The sequence below is a fragment of the Shewanella sp. 30m-14 genome (assembly GCF_052977125.1).
The window spans coordinates 141874-157938 of sequence record NZ_JBRILW010000005.1 but is presented as its reverse complement, the minus strand read 5'-3'; the positions used below and the strand labels follow the sequence as shown (position 1 = coordinate 157938).

The window sequence follows — 16065 nt, the reverse complement described above, 5'->3', positions numbered from 1 at the left end:
TTTAACTGGCTAATCGGTATTTTACCTCTGTTTAGCTAGATCACGATCTACGCCAAATCCTTTTTAAATTAGCTATTTCCCTAAGTGGGGTGAGTTGTGAGTAGAAGTCGATTCGCGCAAAGCCGAGTGCAGAAAAAAATAGGCTCTGAGCTCTTAATCAATGTAACACCAACAGAAGCTCGAGTTGCATTAGTCGAGCATGGCGTGCTGCAAGAAGTCCATATTGAACGACGCATGAAGCGTGGTTTAGTTGGCAATATTTATAAAGGTAAAGTGAGCCGCGTACTACCGGGTATGCAGGCGGCTTTTGTTGATATCGGCCTCGATAAGGCTGCATTTTTGCATGCCTCAGATATTGTGCCGCATACCGAATGTGTTGCCGATGTTGAAAAAGGCAATTTTGTGGTGCGCGACATTGCCGAGCTTGTTAGGCAAGGGCAAGACATCATGGTGCAAGTGGTTAAAGATCCGCTAGGCACCAAAGGCGCGCGCTTAACGACAGATATCACCTTACCCTCTCGCTATCTGGTGTTTATGCCAGGCTCTAGCCATGTGGGTGTGTCGCAACGCATTGAGTCCGAAGAAATTCGGGCTCGCCTGAAAAAAATAACACAACCCTTTGTTGATGATGATGGCGGCTTTATTATTCGCACCGCAGCTGAGAGCGCGGGTGAAGATGAACTCGTGCAAGATGCGGGCTTTTTAAGACGTGTGTGGGCCAAAGTTAGCGAGAGACGCAAGCGCCGTGGCGTGTCTTTATTGTATCAAGACCTCGCCCTACCTGTGCGTATTGTGCGCGATTTTGTGGGTACTGAGCTGGACCAAATTCAGGTCGACTCAGCGCAAACTTATGAAGAGCTGCAGCAGTTTGCGCAAGAGTTCATGCCTGAGATCGCCGATAAGCTTGAGCACTACAATGGGCCTATCCCCATTTTTGACCTTTATGATGTCGAAAATGAAGTGCAGCGCGCCTTGGGGCGTAAAGTCGAGCTTAAATCTGGCGGCTACTTGATCATAGATCAAACCGAAGCCATGACCACGGTAGATATCAATACGGGGGCGTTTGTTGGCCATCGTAATCTTGCAGAAACCATTTTTAATACCAACCTCGAAGCGACCCATGCCATAGCACGTCAATTACGTCTGCGTAATTTAGGCGGCATTATCATTATCGACTTTATCGATATGATGAATAACGACCATAAAAAGCGTGTGCTAGCCAGTTTAGAAAGTGCTTTGTCTAAAGACAGAGTGAAAACCAATATCAGTGGTTTCTCTGGCTTAGGCCTAGTGGAGATGACCCGTAAACGTACTCGTGAAAGCTTAGAGCATGTATTGTGCGGTGAATGTCCAGCTTGTTTCGGCACGGGTAATTTAAAGACGGTTGAAACTGTCTCTTACGAAATTTTCAGAGAGATCATTCGTTTGAATCGTGGCTACGATGCTGATGAGTTCTTGGTTTACTGCTCGCCTGCTGTTTATCAGAGTCTGAAAGGTGACGAGAGTCATCTACTGGGAGAATTGGAGGTCTACATCGGTAAACGAGTGAGGCTGCAAAATGAACCTATGTATGCGCAGAACAAATTTGATGTGGTGATAATGTAGTGTCATCAGAGACTTGCGCACCTAAAAAGCGCTTTTTTAATTTGACTCGTTTTTGCTGGCAATTTCTCGCCATCATTTTAGTGCTGTTTGCACTTATGGTCAGTCTATTTAGGGGCTTGTTACCACAACTTGATCAGGTCCGTATGGAGCTGATCAGTTTTGTTGAGTCTGAGTATCAAGTCAAAGTGGACATCGGTAACCTCGCTGCGGAATGGCAGGCATATGGCCCTGCATTAACGGTTAAAAACTTCGTTCTACCCGCGCAGGACAACCTTCCTGTCACCCTGTTATTTAATCAAGTGCATGTGAAATTTGATTTTTGGCAGTCGTTAGTCACAGCGTCACCACAAATCGAGGATGTGATCTTCGATGGGGCAAATGTCGCCTTAGATCTGGATCGTTTAAAGGCGCTTGAGCCTCGCGAGTCGACCACCCAAATGCAGACGGATTGGATCTATAAGTTGTTATTAGAACAACTGGATCGCTTTTCAATTACCGATGCTAGATTTCAGTTGCTTAGCAAAGAGCATGATTATCGCCCCATCTTTATTAAAGATATGAAGTGGCGCAATACCAGTGGCCGGCATCGAGCTGAAGGCAAGGTTGTACTCGATGAAAATGCCTCAGAGGTAGAGCAGTTGGCATTAAGCGTCGATATTAAGGGTAATGGTAATCGCCCAGAATCTTTAGTGGGCCAGTTCTACTTAGCGGCGCGCTCACTGGATATTGGCGAGTGGGCCTCCAGACAACCTAATCCATATGACATGACAACAAGTCTGCCACTGGAAGGCGTTGTCAATCTTCAGGCATGGGCTGGATTTGCAAATAGAAGCATTGAGGGAGTAACGGTCGAGTTTCAACCTAGCTGGTTAGAGTGGTTTCTTAATGAAAAACCGCAGAAATTTACCATTAACTCTGGCGCAGTCCTGTGGCAGCCAAAAGCACAAGGTTGGTCATTAACAAGTCATGGACTTGATTTTTCAACCAATGAATCCTCTTGGCCTGCATTATCGCTGGTCGCCGAAAAAACAGAGCAAGGTATTGATGCGACTGCAAATCAGCTGGCGCTGGATATGTTATTGCCTTTGCTGCCGCTCATTCCCGGTGTAGAGCTCGATAGCCTAAATACCTGGCAGGCATTAAAGCTAACCGGCAAGATTAAAAACATTAACGCCCATTGGGGTGAGCTGCTGAAACAGCCTGAAGTGTCGCTTGAACTCGATAGCGTCGCTTGGCTTGCTTATGATGGCATTCCTGGTGTTGCTGCGATTGATGTCAAAGCGAATATACTTGATGACACGCTGAGATTTTCACTGCCTGAACAAAGCTACCTCCTCGACTTTAATGGTGATTTTGCCGCGCCAATACAGCTTAAAGGCGATGCATTTTGTGGTGATGTTAACTTCTCAGATTTATCGCTATCTTTACCAAAGATACACTTTAGTAATGCCGACTTAGACATTGATGCTGGCGTACGCTTTGAGTTTGCCGATGCGGTGCATATGGCCTTACTCGCCAACATAGATATTAATGATGTGGCTAACGTGCATCAATATTTTCCGTTAAATGGCATGAGTAGCGAGCTGGTTACTTACCTAACTCAAGCGCTTAAAGCGGGTAACACTGATGATGCGGTTGTAGTGTGGCATGGTGCATTTAGTCGTTACCCCTATGCTCAGCACGATGGTATTTTCCAGGCAGATTTTACGTTAACAAACGCTAACTTTGAATTTCAGCCAACCTGGCCTGCAGTGAGTCAGCTTAACTTGTCAGCCTTGTTTGAAAATGATGCGATGGATCTTCGGGTCAATCAAGGCCAGTTATTAGATGTTAAAGCGGACGGTGCTTATATCGGCATTCCTTCGCTGGGCGACAGAAGCTTATTGCAAGTGAAAGTAGACTTAGCGACAAAGGCTGAAGCTGCTAATGCCGTTATTCAACAATCACCGTTAGTTGATTCTGTTGGAGCAACGCTTGATGTAGTGCAGATAAGTGGTGATATTACCGGGCAGATCGATCTCAGCATTCCACTTTACGATGGTGAAAGTGAGGTGATTAAAGGGACGGTTAATTTTAAAGATACGCCTGTTTACGTGGCTGAACCTGGGATCCAACTCGATAAGGTCACCGGACAGATTCAGTTTGTCAATGATGTGGTCACAGGCTCAAACCTTAACGCTGTTATGTATCAGCAGCCGCTGCAATTTAGCTTTAATACCAAAAGCATGAATAAGAACTATGGGGTGAACGTCGATCTCGCTGGGCAGTGGCAATTAGCCGATTTGCCACCAGAGCTGCATAATCCCCTTAGCGATTATTATGACGGTCAAGTTGATTGGAATGGTGATTTGAGGTTGATCTTCGATCCCATAGGTTACCGAATTCAAGCGCGAGTCGAAACCGATCTTATTGACGCCGCCCTTAATTTACCAGCGCCTTTTTCTAAGGCAAAAGGCGAAGCTAAGCACTTAGTTGCCGAGTTAATTGGTGATAATAAACAAGCTTCTTTAGGCATTAAGCTGGATAAGCAGATGGAGTTTTGGGGTGGCTTTGGGGCTGACTCAGGCAATGCGCTAGCGCATTATGACTTGTTACTGGGGCGGTTATTTAAGCCTGGAGACAAGTTACGTAAGCACCAGGGTCACTTGCAGATCGATTTAGATAAGACCGAGCTGTCACCTTGGTTGCCGATTGTGCAGGCCTTTGTGAGTCAAGGCGAGGTTAGTCAAAGCGATATCAGTCAAGATGATGCGCCAAGCGTGTTGACTGATGAGTCCGTGACAACCAAAGCAGCTTTCTTTCCTGCTTTGGTATCAATTGATGCTGATTTAAATGATCTCAATCTTATGGGGCAACCGCTGACGGACCTCCACTTTAGCGCAGAGCCGACTGAACATGCCTGGCGATTCGATGTTAACTCGCAGCAGTTTGATGGTCGTCTCGACTTTTATCCGGACTGGGTTAATCAAGGACTAAAGATCGTCGCAAGTAAGTTCCATATGGCACCAGAATCTCGTACAGAAGAAAATGCGCATTATAAGTCTGATACGATTATGGCTAACTTGCCGCCATTGGCGATCGATGTCGATAATTTTTCATTATATGGTAAGTCGTTAGGCCACTTAGTGCTGCAAGGAACACCTAAGGGAGCGTCATATGAGATCCAAACCGTCTCAATTACCACGCCCAACGTGCAGCTAAAAGGCCGTGGTGACTGGGATATGAATCAAGGCAAAAACCTCACCTCATTCAAGTTAACTTTGGATGCCACAAAATTTGATTATCTGTCAGAGAAACTGGGGATCGACCCCGGGCTTAAGAATGCACCGACAGCCGTTACCGCAGATATTTCATGGACAGGGGCGCCTTATGCGTTTTCGTTAGAGACGCTTAATGGTGACGTCAGTTTTGAGTTAGGCAAAGGGCATTTATCTGAGGTCAGCGACAAAGGCGCACGCATCTTCTCGTTGTTTAGCTTAGACTCCTTGCTGCGCAAATTATCGTTAGATTTTTCAGATGTTTTTGGTAAGGGGCTCTATTTTGACTCCTTTAACGGTACGCTAAAGCTTGATGACGGCGTGGTTAAAACGACCGACACTGAGATGAACGCCGTTGCTGGAAACATGCGAGTGCGTGGCTATACCGATTTAATGACCGAAAGCCTCAATTATGATATTCGCTTTGTGCCGCAATTGGCATCGAGTGTTCCGACTGTCGTGCTGTTGAGCACGGGCTGGACATTTGGATTAGGGGCGTTTGCACTGACTAAAGTGCTTGAGCCTGTGATTGAGGTGATTTCAGAGATCCGCTTTAGACTGACGGGCACTATGTCAGAGCCTAAGCTTGAAGAGCTTGAGCGCAAGAGCAAAGAGATAGAAATTCCGGAGTCTATTTTACGCAAGCAATCACCGCAGTCGGATGTTCAAGGTCAGCAAACATTGCCTGAAGCCAATGCAGTAATAGTTGGGGTCACTGAAACCCCAGCTCCTGTTGAGGGGAGCCACCAGAAAAGTGCTGCAGTAAGTACTGTTACGGCGTCAGGTAGCCAGTTATCGTCGGTGACAGCGCCAAATATTCAATTTAATAGCGCTGAGGTTGCCAATACTAACAAGCATACCAGCAACAGTAACAGCAAGGCTGATGTCAAGCTTCCAGCACTTAAGGTTATTGAATCCAAGCCTGAAACCGCTCATGATGAGCAGGGCGAATCATCAGATTTACCGCAGCAAGATCTATCGAACGGCAGTTTGTTTGAGTCAGATAGCCGCCAACAGGGAGAGTTAGATGCAAGTCAGCCTACTGCAATGTCAAAGCAGTCGCAGCGTATCCGAGAATCTACAGTTTATCGAGTCGCAGCTTAAATCATTACCTCAAAAGGCCAATGAATCACAGTTGGTGGTATTGCCTGAGTGTTGCCTGTTGTTTGGCGGCGAAGAAAGCCAGCAACTGCAGTATGCTATGCCTGCTGAAGATAGCAAACTCAAGCAAGATTTAGCTAAGCTAGCGGCGCAATACAGGGTCGTTATGGTTGCGGGCAGTATCCCGATTTTAGCCGAAGATGATCGCGTTTATAATCGCTGCTATGTGTTTGATGTCGATGGCAGTGTCTTAGGCCAATACGATAAGTTGCATCTGTTCGATGTTGAGGTGACTGATGGCACTAAGCAATATCGAGAAAGTGATGCGTTTTGTCCAGGCAAGCACATTAGCGTGGTTGATACGCCAGTGGGTAAGTTAGGATTAGTGATCTGTTATGATCTTCGTTTTCCCGATCTGTTTAGAGCGATGCGAGAGGCGGGAGCCGAGCTTATTGCTGTGCCAGCGGCATTCACCAAAGTCACTGGTGAAGCTCATTGGCAGGTGCTGTTACAGGCTCGAGCTATCGAAACCCAATGTTTTGTCTTAGGTGCTGCGCAGTGGGGACAACATAATCAGGGTAGCCGAGAGACCTGGGGGCAAAGTATGATAGTCAGTCCCTGGGGAGAGATCCTTGCCCAAAAAGCACAAGGGACTGGCTGGGTTCAAGCTGAGGTTGATCTGCAAGGCTTGCAAGCGCTTCGGGCAAAAATGCCGGTGATGGCCCATAATCGATTTGTGTCACCACAGCTTAAATAGCTCAATAAATTTAGGGCGAATAGAAACTTGCTGTGAGCAAGATTCGGTTTGCCGACGTATTTTATCGAATTAATATAAAGAGAGAATAGATGTCATTTTTAACCCAAGTTGGACAAAGCTTATTACAAGATGGGCTAGCAATCGATGATCTACAAAGCTATTTAAAGCGTATTCATGAACATCAAATTGATTTCTCAGATCTTTATTTTCAAGGTAGTCGTCACGAGTCTTGGGTATTAGAAGATGGCATTGTTAAAGACGGCAGTTTTCATATTGAACGAGGTGTAGGTGTTCGTGCTATTAGTGGTGAAAAAACCGGTTTCGCCTATGCCGATGAAATTACACCTGCAGCATTAGAAGCGGCGGCAACCGCGGCGCGTGGAATCGCGACATCGGGCGGTAATGCTCAAGTTAACGCTTGGCAGCAGCAACAGAGTAAGGCGCTGTATATCAGTTCCGATCCGATTGCTGCGATGGAAGAAGTGAAAAAGATTGAGCTGCTTAAGCAAGCTGATGCCTATATCCGCAGCTTAGATAGCCGTATTATTCAAGTTGTAGTGAGCCTGTCTGGTGTTCACGAAGAAATTTTAGTGGCAGCGAGTGACGGTACTCTTGCTGCTGATATCCGCCCGTTAGTGCGCTTTAACTGTAGCGTTATTTTAGAAGAGAACGGCAAGCGCGAGCGCGGCGGCTCTGGTGGCGGTGGACGTCATGATTACAGCGTGCTTTTAGAAGATGATAGCGACGGCTTACCTTATTGCTTTGGCTTTGCTCGAGAAGCGGTACGTCAAGCTCAGGTAAACCTGCACGCAGTTGATGCGCCAGCAGGCGAGATGCCTGTGGTACTTGGCGCAGGTTGGCCTGGCGTGTTATTGCACGAGGCTGTGGGCCATGGCCTTGAAGGTGACTTTAACCGCAAGGGGAGCAGTGCCTTCAGTGGCAAAGTGGGCCAGCAAGTGGCGTCAGAATTAGTAACGGTAGTCGATGATGGCACTATGACTAATCGCCGTGGTTCACTGAGTATTGATGACGAAGGGGTGCCGACTCAAAAGACTGTGTTGATTGAGGACGGGATCTTAAAAGGCTACATGCAGGACAAACTTAATGCGCGCCTAATGGGCGAGCAGTCAACCGGTAATGGTCGCCGCGAGTCATATGCACATCTGCCTATGCCACGTATGACAAATACATATATGGAAGCGGGTGAGTCAGATCCTGCCGAAATCATTAAATCGGTTAAGAAAGGGGTCTACGCGCCTAACTTTGGTGGCGGCCAGGTGGATATTACCTCGGGTAAGTTTGTGTTCTCGGCATCAGAAGCCTATCTCATTGAAAATGGTGAAATCACCCAAGCCATTAAGGGCGCAACCTTAATTGGTAATGGTCCTGAGTCGATGAGCCAGATCTCAATGGTTGGTAACGATTTAGCGCTGGATAAAGGCGTGGGCGTATGTGGTAAAGATGGTCAAAGTGTTCCTGTTGGTGTTGGCCAGCCGACATTGAAGTTAGACAAGTTGACCGTTGGTGGCACCGCATAAAAGTTCATAAGCTAGGATTTAGCGAGTAAATAATCGACTAAGTCCTAGCAGGCAAGATGATGCAATGATAGTATCGACCCATTAAAAATAGAGTAAATACTCTAGAGGTGCTAATGAAACGTTCGCTGTGTGCTCTTTTGCTAGTGTTGCCGCTAACGGCCCAAGCTAAAACCATGGCCTTTGACGAGGCGTGGCAACAGCTAATTAAGGTCAGCGATAAGCTCCAGGCGGGGGCTCAAGAAGTTAACCGCGCTGAAGCTGAACGAAGAGCGGGTGAAGATATGAACCTGCCTTCTATCGACTTAAGGGGCAGCTATACTCGCTTGGAAAAACCGATAGAGCTAGATCTGCGCGATCTTAATCCTCTTGCATCTCTTGACCCTGCCACATTGCCTCCGGCTCTTGGCGGTGCGCTTGCGGGTATTCCAGGCTCGTTATTTGTCACTCCTTTCACCGAACAAGATATTTTCCGCTCAAGCCTACAGGCCATGTGGCCTATCTACACTGGCGGTAAGATCACGGCAGCACAGGCCATTCATGAAGCTGAAGTTGCCGAGAAAGAGCAAGAGCTCAAACTGACGACTCGCGATCTATTTCTACAATTAGTCGATCGCTATTATGCCGTTGCGGTTACCGAAGCCCTAACCAGTACGCAATCTGAGTTAGTTGATTCGCTGACCTTGCATGCATCACATGCTGAGAAACTTGAGCAGCAAGGCCAGATTGCCAAGGTCGAGCGCCTTAATGCGCAAGTTGCACTTGAAAATGCTCGGGTGAATTATGGCCGTGCTAAGCGTCAGTCAGAGATGGCAATGATCGCCTTATCTATGATGCTGCATGAGCGAAAAGTGGATACCACCTCGCCACTATTTATGTTGCACCAATCACCCTCTTTGCCGCAGTTAACCCAGTTGACCCTTAATCAACATCCAGCTTTAAAGCTGCTTGAAGCGAAAGAAGCGCAAGCACAGGGGTTGGTTGATGTAGAGAAGGGCAGCTACTTACCAACGGTATTTTTATACGGTAATTACACTCTTTATGAAGACGACAGTTTGTTTTCACAGATAGAACCAGACTGGATGCTAGGCATCGGGGTCAGCGTGCCTTTATTGAGCCGAGACGGACGCAGCGGAAAAGTCGAGGCTGCTAAGAGCGCACTACTACAGGCTAGATATACCAAAGCGCAGACTCAACAGGATTTGAACTTATTACTCGACCAGAGCTATCGCCAGTTGCTACAGGCACAAGAAGAGGTGGTGTCGTTAAACACTTCAATGAGCTTGGCTGAAGAGAATAAACGTCTTAGAGACATTGCGTTTAAGCAGGGGTTATCAACCTCAATCGAAAAAGTGGACGCAGAGCTTAAGCTCAATGCGGTTGCGACCCAACAGTTGGGCGCGCAATATCGCTACGTTCAATCCTATGCAAGACTGATGGCGATAAGCGGTCAGCTAGATGAATTTATTGGAAGAAGTATTAAGCAAGGGGACACCAATGCGCACTAACCGTATCTTAGCCGCCGCGGCATTTATCGTATTAATAGGTGCCTTGGTATACGGCTTAATCCTTGCTTACACACCGAAACCACAGTTACTACAAGGGCAGATAGAGGCGCGCGAATATAACGTTTCCTCAAAAGTCCCTGGTCGAGTTGAAGAGGTGTTAGTAAGACGAGGTGATCTTGTGACCGAGGGAGACCTGCTTTTCGCTATCAATAGCCCAGAGTTAAAAGCTAAATTGATGCAAGCAGAGGGCGGACGTGATGCCGCAGTTGCTATGCAAAAAGAGGCTGACAATGGTGCGCGTAAGCAGCAAATTTCAGCCGCAAGAGAAGAGTGGTTAAAAGCGCAAGCGGCAGCCAAGTTATATCGCACGACCTATGAGCGCTTAGAAGTGCTGTTCAACGAAGGGGTACTGGCAAGACAGAAGCGAGATGAAGCCTTTACTCAGTGGCAAGCGGCCAAATATACCGAGCAAGCGGCACTGGCTATGTACCAGATGACTGATGAAGGTGCGCGAGTTGAAACTAAAGCGGCTGCAGCAGGTAATACGCGAATGGCTGAAGGTGCAGTGAATGAAGTCTCTGCAATCTTGCTTGATAGTCAAATGCGCTCTCCAAAAAATGGTGAAATTAGCGAAGTCTTGCTCCAAGCGGGCGAGTTAGCACCCAGTGGCTTTCCTGTCGTCAGTTTGATCGATATGAAAGATGCTTGGGCGGTATTCCAGGTACGAGAAGATCTACTTAAACAGTTTAAACAAGGTGATGTGCTAAAGCTGACGATTCCGGCGCTTGAGCGAGATGTTGAGTTTACCGTAACCAATATTGCGGTAATGGGCGATTTCGCAACTTGGCGAGCCACTGAAAGTGGTCATGACTTTGATATGCGTACATTCGAAGTGGAGCTGCGCCCGAATGAGACGATTAAAGATCTAAGGGTTGGGATGTCGGTGCTATTCACCTTATAGGTTAGCTGGAACGGATAAGAGGTTAAGTCTTTGATTAAGGCACTCAAAAGAGAGTTCTCAGCTCTGCAAGATGATCCATGGCAGTTGGCGTTGATAAGCTATATTCCGCTGCTGAGTATTATTGGGCTGTGGTTGCTGTTTAGTGCAGGCTTGCCAAGGCAGTTACCGGTTGCAGTGGTTGATTTAGACAATAGCCAAGTTAGCCGGGCCTTAGCGCGTCAACTACAAGCTAACCCCGTCACTAAGCCAATTAGTTATGCAGGCTTACCGAGCGCGGTTGAGGCGATGAAGCAGGGGGAGGTTTATGCCTTACTTGTGCTGCCTTACGGGCTCAATCGTGATCTGCTGACAGCAAAAACACCCATTATCGATATCCGTTATAACAGCCAGTTTTTGCTGGTCGGAAAATTATTATCGAGCCAATTAATGGCGACGATGGCAGAGGGGCTTAAGCCGTTAGGTGAGCTCAAAATGCTCGCGGCAGGTGTGCCTATGGAGCAGGTTGCGGTTAACTTAAGCCCAATCAGCGCTCAGACTACGGCATTGTTTAACCGCAATACCAACTATGTAGGTTTCCTTGTGCCTCCAGTGCTTATTGCGCTACTGCAGTTGTTGGCGATGATGGTCTTTGCTAACAGTCTTAACCGTGAGCTTCGTTGGAATACGACTGAGCAATGGTCAGAGCTTGGACTATGGAAAGTGATAGGGGCAAAGGTGTTATTTTACACCCCGCTAGTATTGCTCCACGGTAGCTTTATCTTAGCCCTTGTCTATCTTTTTCTAGAGTTACCCATCGCCGGCAGTATTGCAGTGATATTGCTCGCTCAAACGGTGATGTTATTAGCGGTGTGGTTAATGGTGTTAACCATCTTTTTTGCCCTACAAGACAGTGCAAGGGTCATTAGCTTTTGTACCGCGATGTTTGCCCCCGCTTTTGCCTTTATGGGGGTGACATTCCCCGTGCATGAGATGCCCGCCCTTGCTCAGTGGTGGCGAGTGATTATGCCCACCAGCCATTATATTGAAACTCATATTGCGGTGGTAAGTTATGGCCAAGGCTTGATGGCGAGTTTATCGCAAATGACCAGCTATTGGGGATTCCTGTTGTTACTTATTCCAATCAGCATCTTGGCGAAAAGAGATTTTTCTGTGACTGAAGATCCAGTGCTAATCGCTACGGTTAAGGATCAATAACATGAGCTTCTTAGCGCTTATTTGGTCAGAGTTAAAAGCGGTTCTTGCCGATAAAACCATTGTTATTACTGTTTTTGGTGGTGTGCTGTTTTACTCGATTCTTTACCCTTTGCCTTATCTCAATGAAGTTCCGACAGAGCAGCAAGTGGTGGTGATCGATCATGACCACTCATCACTCAGCCGGAAACTTATCCGTGATGCTAATGCTAGCCCTAAAATTGAGGTGATAGCAGAGGTGGGCTCAATCGATGAGGCTAAGCGCTGGATTGAAACTGGCCGGGCCCATGGTTTGCTCGTGATCCCCGCTGACTTTAGGCAAGATCTGTTATTAGGCAAGGGGGTTACCTTAAGCTACGGCGGTGATGCCAGTTACTTCTTGATCTACTCCGCCGTCGTTGAAGGTTTGGTCTCGGCAGGTTTAGATATCAGCAAAGATATTCAGCGTATGGGGTTATTAGCGAAAGGGGGGAATGCTACAGCGGTAAAACAGAGCCTTAATGTGGTCAAACTCAATAGTATTCCAGCTTTTAACCCCAGTTTAGGTTATACGCCTTATGTGGTACCGGGATTGTTCTTATTGATATTGCACCAGACGTTGCTGATTGGCATAGGTATTTTGGGCGCAAGCCAATGGAAGCAACAAGGCTATTGGCGCGAGGTTAGTCCGCTTAAACTTATCTGTGGCCGTATGGTCGCCTTTATGTTGATTTATACCTTATTAAGCAGTTACTACGTTGGTTACTGTTACTATTGGTATGACGTTAGCTTACAGGCAAGTTTGGGGAAAGTCGCTCTGCTGATGTTACCTTTTTTATTGGCAACGTGTGCGGCAGGCATCGCCTTTAGTTGTTTGTTTACTCGGCGGGATTTACCGACTCAAGTATTACTATTGGTTTCTATGCCTATCCTGTTTGTTTCTGGCTTTGTGTGGCCAACAGCACTTATTCCTGAGGCAGTTGTAGCAGTATCACAAGTTGTGCCAGCGGTTCCCGCGATTATGGCCATGTTAGAGCTAAATCAAATGGGCGCATCGTGGCAGAGCATTATGCCGCAGTGGTTACAGTTATGGGCTATGGTAGCGGTTTACTTTGGCTTGGCTTATTGGGGCGCATCTAAGCGGTTAAAGCGGGCAGCTTAGCTCTAGGTTAATTTGAGTACGCTGTTAATTTGGATGCGATGTTAATTCTGATTATTAGCATCGCATTAATTAACGGCTCATCTTGATATTGACTCCGCAAGACGCCGTGAACTCATCAATGAGGGCTTAACCGTAGCATTTATGCTGCAGAGACTTGCTCCCTCAATACCAAGCTGATCTTCATTGGACTGTAAGATTCATCGTGTATTTAATTAAATTGCAATTAGTTGATAGAATCGACGAACTACTGATAAATAAAAAGCCCGCTGTAACTTAAGTTACAGCGGGCTTTTTATTTGTGTGTTGAAAGTGGCTGGTTTTTAGGTGCCGCTTAACTCAACAATTAATGATATGCCTGACTTTACTGCTTTAGGAGTTTCTACATCGATAGAAATAGAGCTGCTCTTGGCGGCTTCGCCTGTGCTTGCAGGATCGATATCATTGGTCAGAGTGAAGCTGGTTGTAGTGCCACCAATGCTATTGGTGTTGGGGACTTCATAGTTTGAAGCATCTAATTCACCTTCACTGGCCGTAGTCGTCAGAGTGGTGCCAAATGGCATAATTTGATTAGCGCTATCGAAGAATTGAATATTGAAAGTCATCGATGCACCAGGATCGATAGTGAGAACATCCATGGACTGTTTGCCATTCTCAAAAATTGTTCTATTACCTTGAGTGATTTTAAAGTACGCCTTTGAGCCTGACATGGTCATGATCAAGGCTTTACGGATATAGGTTTTGTTGGCTTGATTTTCAACTTTGCCACATAAACCATTTTCATAATCTGATGTTTGGCATTGAGGACCATTAAATTTATTATCGCCACAGGTAGCATCAGTTGATTCATCTAAACAGATAAACTCAGAGGTGGAAGCTGTATTAAAGTAGGGTTCACCTTTGTCATATGTGCCACTTTCATTGTCATCACGATAGGCATCGCTTAGATCGATGAAGCCTTCCGAGTGATAAGTATCGATATCCATACCGTTGCCAGAGCAGACTTTCGCTTTACCATCTGCGCCTAAACACGCTGCGAAAATTTTACCTCCGTCATCAAGCTTAACTGGATCGGTTACCTTGTTATCAAACACGTTATTACCGTTGGTATCGAAGAAGGTTTCATGACCTAAGGCATAAGCCAGCACTGTGATGCGATGATCGGGTACGCGTGGGCTAGTTGACGTCCATTCAACGCTACAACTGCCATTTACTGTTACGCAGCTTGGCTCAATTTGACCACCTTCGGCTGTAAAGTTAATGGTGGTGTCATTTGGCGCTGGGTTACCAAAGCTGTCTGATGCGTAAGCCGTAATAGAGGCTGTCTCACCATTGTGATCACCCGCTTCTGGATTAAGTATGCTGCTTGATAAACTAAAGCCTAACTGCTGTGGTAAACCGGTATTGATGGTGAGCTGCTCAGATTGTGTCGTTACAGAACCGTCATCGCTGTTTTTAGCTGTAGCTAGCACACGCACAGGTGTCGGCATGGTGCCAGACAGTACAGTAGCGCTAACCAGACCGGCTGAGTTACTGGTATTGCTGGTGGTATTACTATCATTAGCGAACGTAATATCGCCAACTGTGGTATCTAGCGAGAAATCCACGTTTTGCTGGGCAATAGGTTGGCCATTAGCATCAGCCACTTTAAAGGTGATAAGTGATGATTCACTCGAACCAGTGCCGCCAGCACCTTTGATGCGAATTGATGTCGGCTCAGCCGAGACAAAACTCAAGTTAGCCAGAGTTTGGCTTGCGAGTGCGAAATCAAGTGTTGCCGATAGTGTTTGGTTACCAGCCACGACAGAAGCGATAATTTGATCATTACGCTGGCTATTGCCGCTACAGTTAGTGTTTTGGAACGTTGAGCTGGCAGCGCCCGATAAAGTGGTGACGGGTGAGTCGATACTGGCATCGTTACTGAGTACGCAGCTAGAGCTAAAGCTGACGCTGGTGGGTGTTTGCAACCGGGTGTAGGTGCCATCATCGTTTTTGGTCGCTACATCAGCAGTCACCCCAAATGTACCGCCGGCACTGACAATATATTTATCCGCTTCAAGTGGTAGGGTGGTAGCTAGTTTATTTTCTGTAAACGTGCTGCGGTCTGCTGAGAAATGACCGATGACGATAATGCCGTCTTCACTGACCGCATCTTTTGCTAGTACTTCATACAGACCTGAGCTTTGATAAGTTTTACCGTCATCATCTAAGGTTACAGATAAGTTGGCGGCGCCAAGTTCTGTGTCACTGGGGGTGTAGCTGACTTGGGCAATACCATTTTCTTTCGTGAGGGCAGAGCTTGGATTAAGACTGGCGCTGCCTGCGGTAAAACTAGCTAACTTACCAGCGACTCCTTGGCCCTGCTCATTGAGGAATGTAGCTTGCAGTTGTACGGTTTCACCCGCCTTAAACTGGGTCACAACGGCAGTGCCGTTGATAATGGCGCTATTTAGGCTGAATTTAGGCTCTGATGGCGCAGTTGTCGAAGTGAACTCAAAGTTGCGGTTGGCGTTGGCGCTGCTTTCACCTTCAGTGAAGCTTGCGGTTAATGTTCCCGCGCCTTCTGCACCTGCGGAGTTACTGACGATGATTTCGGCTTGTCCATTGGAGTTAGTTAGCTTGTTGGTAACAGAAAGCTCGCCAAAGGTTGCTGAGAAAGAGATGAGCTGGCCACTACGGTCGCGATTATCTTGCTTAAGATGCGCAACGGCGCAAAAAGCGCTATTAGCGGCAAAACTCAATGAATTGGTTGGCTCGGCACAGGCGCCATCAACAACGGTCTTATAACTTAGAGAGAGGCTGTAGGTACCACCATTGTCGGTATCACTATTGTCATCCGATGCACCATTACAGCCACCGAGTAAAGAAAGACACATTAAAGACAGAGGGAGGGTAGCCAGTTTTGCGGTCAGGCGCATTTGCATATTCCTTTTGCTACAAATTTTTGCTGAATATAGTACCGATGGGTAACTTATATTAACCAATCAAAGGCGCGCTCTGCAGTATAAGCCT

At 46.8% G+C, this 16065-nt stretch carries 9 protein-coding genes; 8 read left to right on the top strand and 1 reads right to left on the bottom strand.

Annotation, left to right across the window (positions count from 1 at the left end; translation table 11 throughout):
* Positions 1–138 precede the first annotated feature (138 nt).
* From rng to ACVBIU_RS05760, 8 genes are all read left to right on the top strand, one after another.
* Positions 139–1605 (top strand): ribonuclease G, encoded by a 1467-nt coding sequence (gene rng / locus ACVBIU_RS05795; protein WP_447159815.1) that lies wholly within the window; start codon positions 139–141, stop codon positions 1603–1605.
* Positions 1605–5966, top strand: a complete 4362-nt coding sequence (locus ACVBIU_RS05790) for a YhdP family protein (protein ID WP_447163279.1) — start codon at positions 1605–1607, stop codon at positions 5964–5966. The genes rng and ACVBIU_RS05790 overlap by 1 nt, the downstream gene beginning before the upstream one ends.
* Positions 5890–6720 (top strand): carbon-nitrogen hydrolase family protein, encoded by an 831-nt coding sequence (locus ACVBIU_RS05785; RefSeq protein ID WP_447159757.1) that lies wholly within the window; start codon positions 5890–5892, stop codon positions 6718–6720. The genes ACVBIU_RS05790 and ACVBIU_RS05785 overlap by 77 nt, the downstream gene beginning before the upstream one ends.
* An 89-nt stretch (positions 6721–6809) precedes the next feature.
* Positions 6810–8258 (top strand): metalloprotease TldD, encoded by a 1449-nt coding sequence (gene tldD / locus ACVBIU_RS05780; protein WP_447159756.1) that lies wholly within the window; start codon positions 6810–6812, stop codon positions 8256–8258.
* A 113-nt stretch (positions 8259–8371) separates the two neighbouring features.
* Positions 8372–9763, top strand: coding sequence for a TolC family protein (locus ACVBIU_RS05775; protein WP_447159755.1), 1392 nt, complete (start codon positions 8372–8374; stop codon positions 9761–9763).
* Positions 9753–10724: an HlyD family secretion protein gene (locus ACVBIU_RS05770; protein ID WP_447159754.1), complete on the top strand. Its 972-nt coding sequence runs from the start codon at positions 9753–9755 to the stop codon at positions 10722–10724. Before ACVBIU_RS05775 ends, ACVBIU_RS05770 begins: the two co-directional genes overlap by 11 nt.
* Positions 10725–10754: 30 nt before the next feature.
* On the top strand, positions 10755–11918 hold the full coding sequence (locus tag ACVBIU_RS05765; protein WP_447159753.1) for an ABC transporter permease: 1164 nt from the start codon (positions 10755–10757) through the stop codon (positions 11916–11918).
* Position 11919: 1 nt separating this feature from the next.
* Positions 11920–13056 carry an ABC transporter permease gene (locus tag ACVBIU_RS05760; protein ID WP_447163278.1) on the top strand — a complete coding sequence of 379 codons (1137 nt, stop codon included), beginning with the start codon at positions 11920–11922 and terminating at the stop codon, positions 13054–13056.
* A 320-nt stretch (positions 13057–13376) separates the two neighbouring features.
* On the opposite strand, the gene ACVBIU_RS05755 is transcribed toward ACVBIU_RS05760, so the two are convergent.
* A complete protein-coding gene (locus ACVBIU_RS05755) occupies positions 13377–15971 on the bottom strand; it encodes a hypothetical protein (RefSeq protein ID WP_447163277.1) in 2595 nt (864 codons plus the stop codon).
* Between the last annotated feature and the right edge of the window lie 94 nt (positions 15972–16065).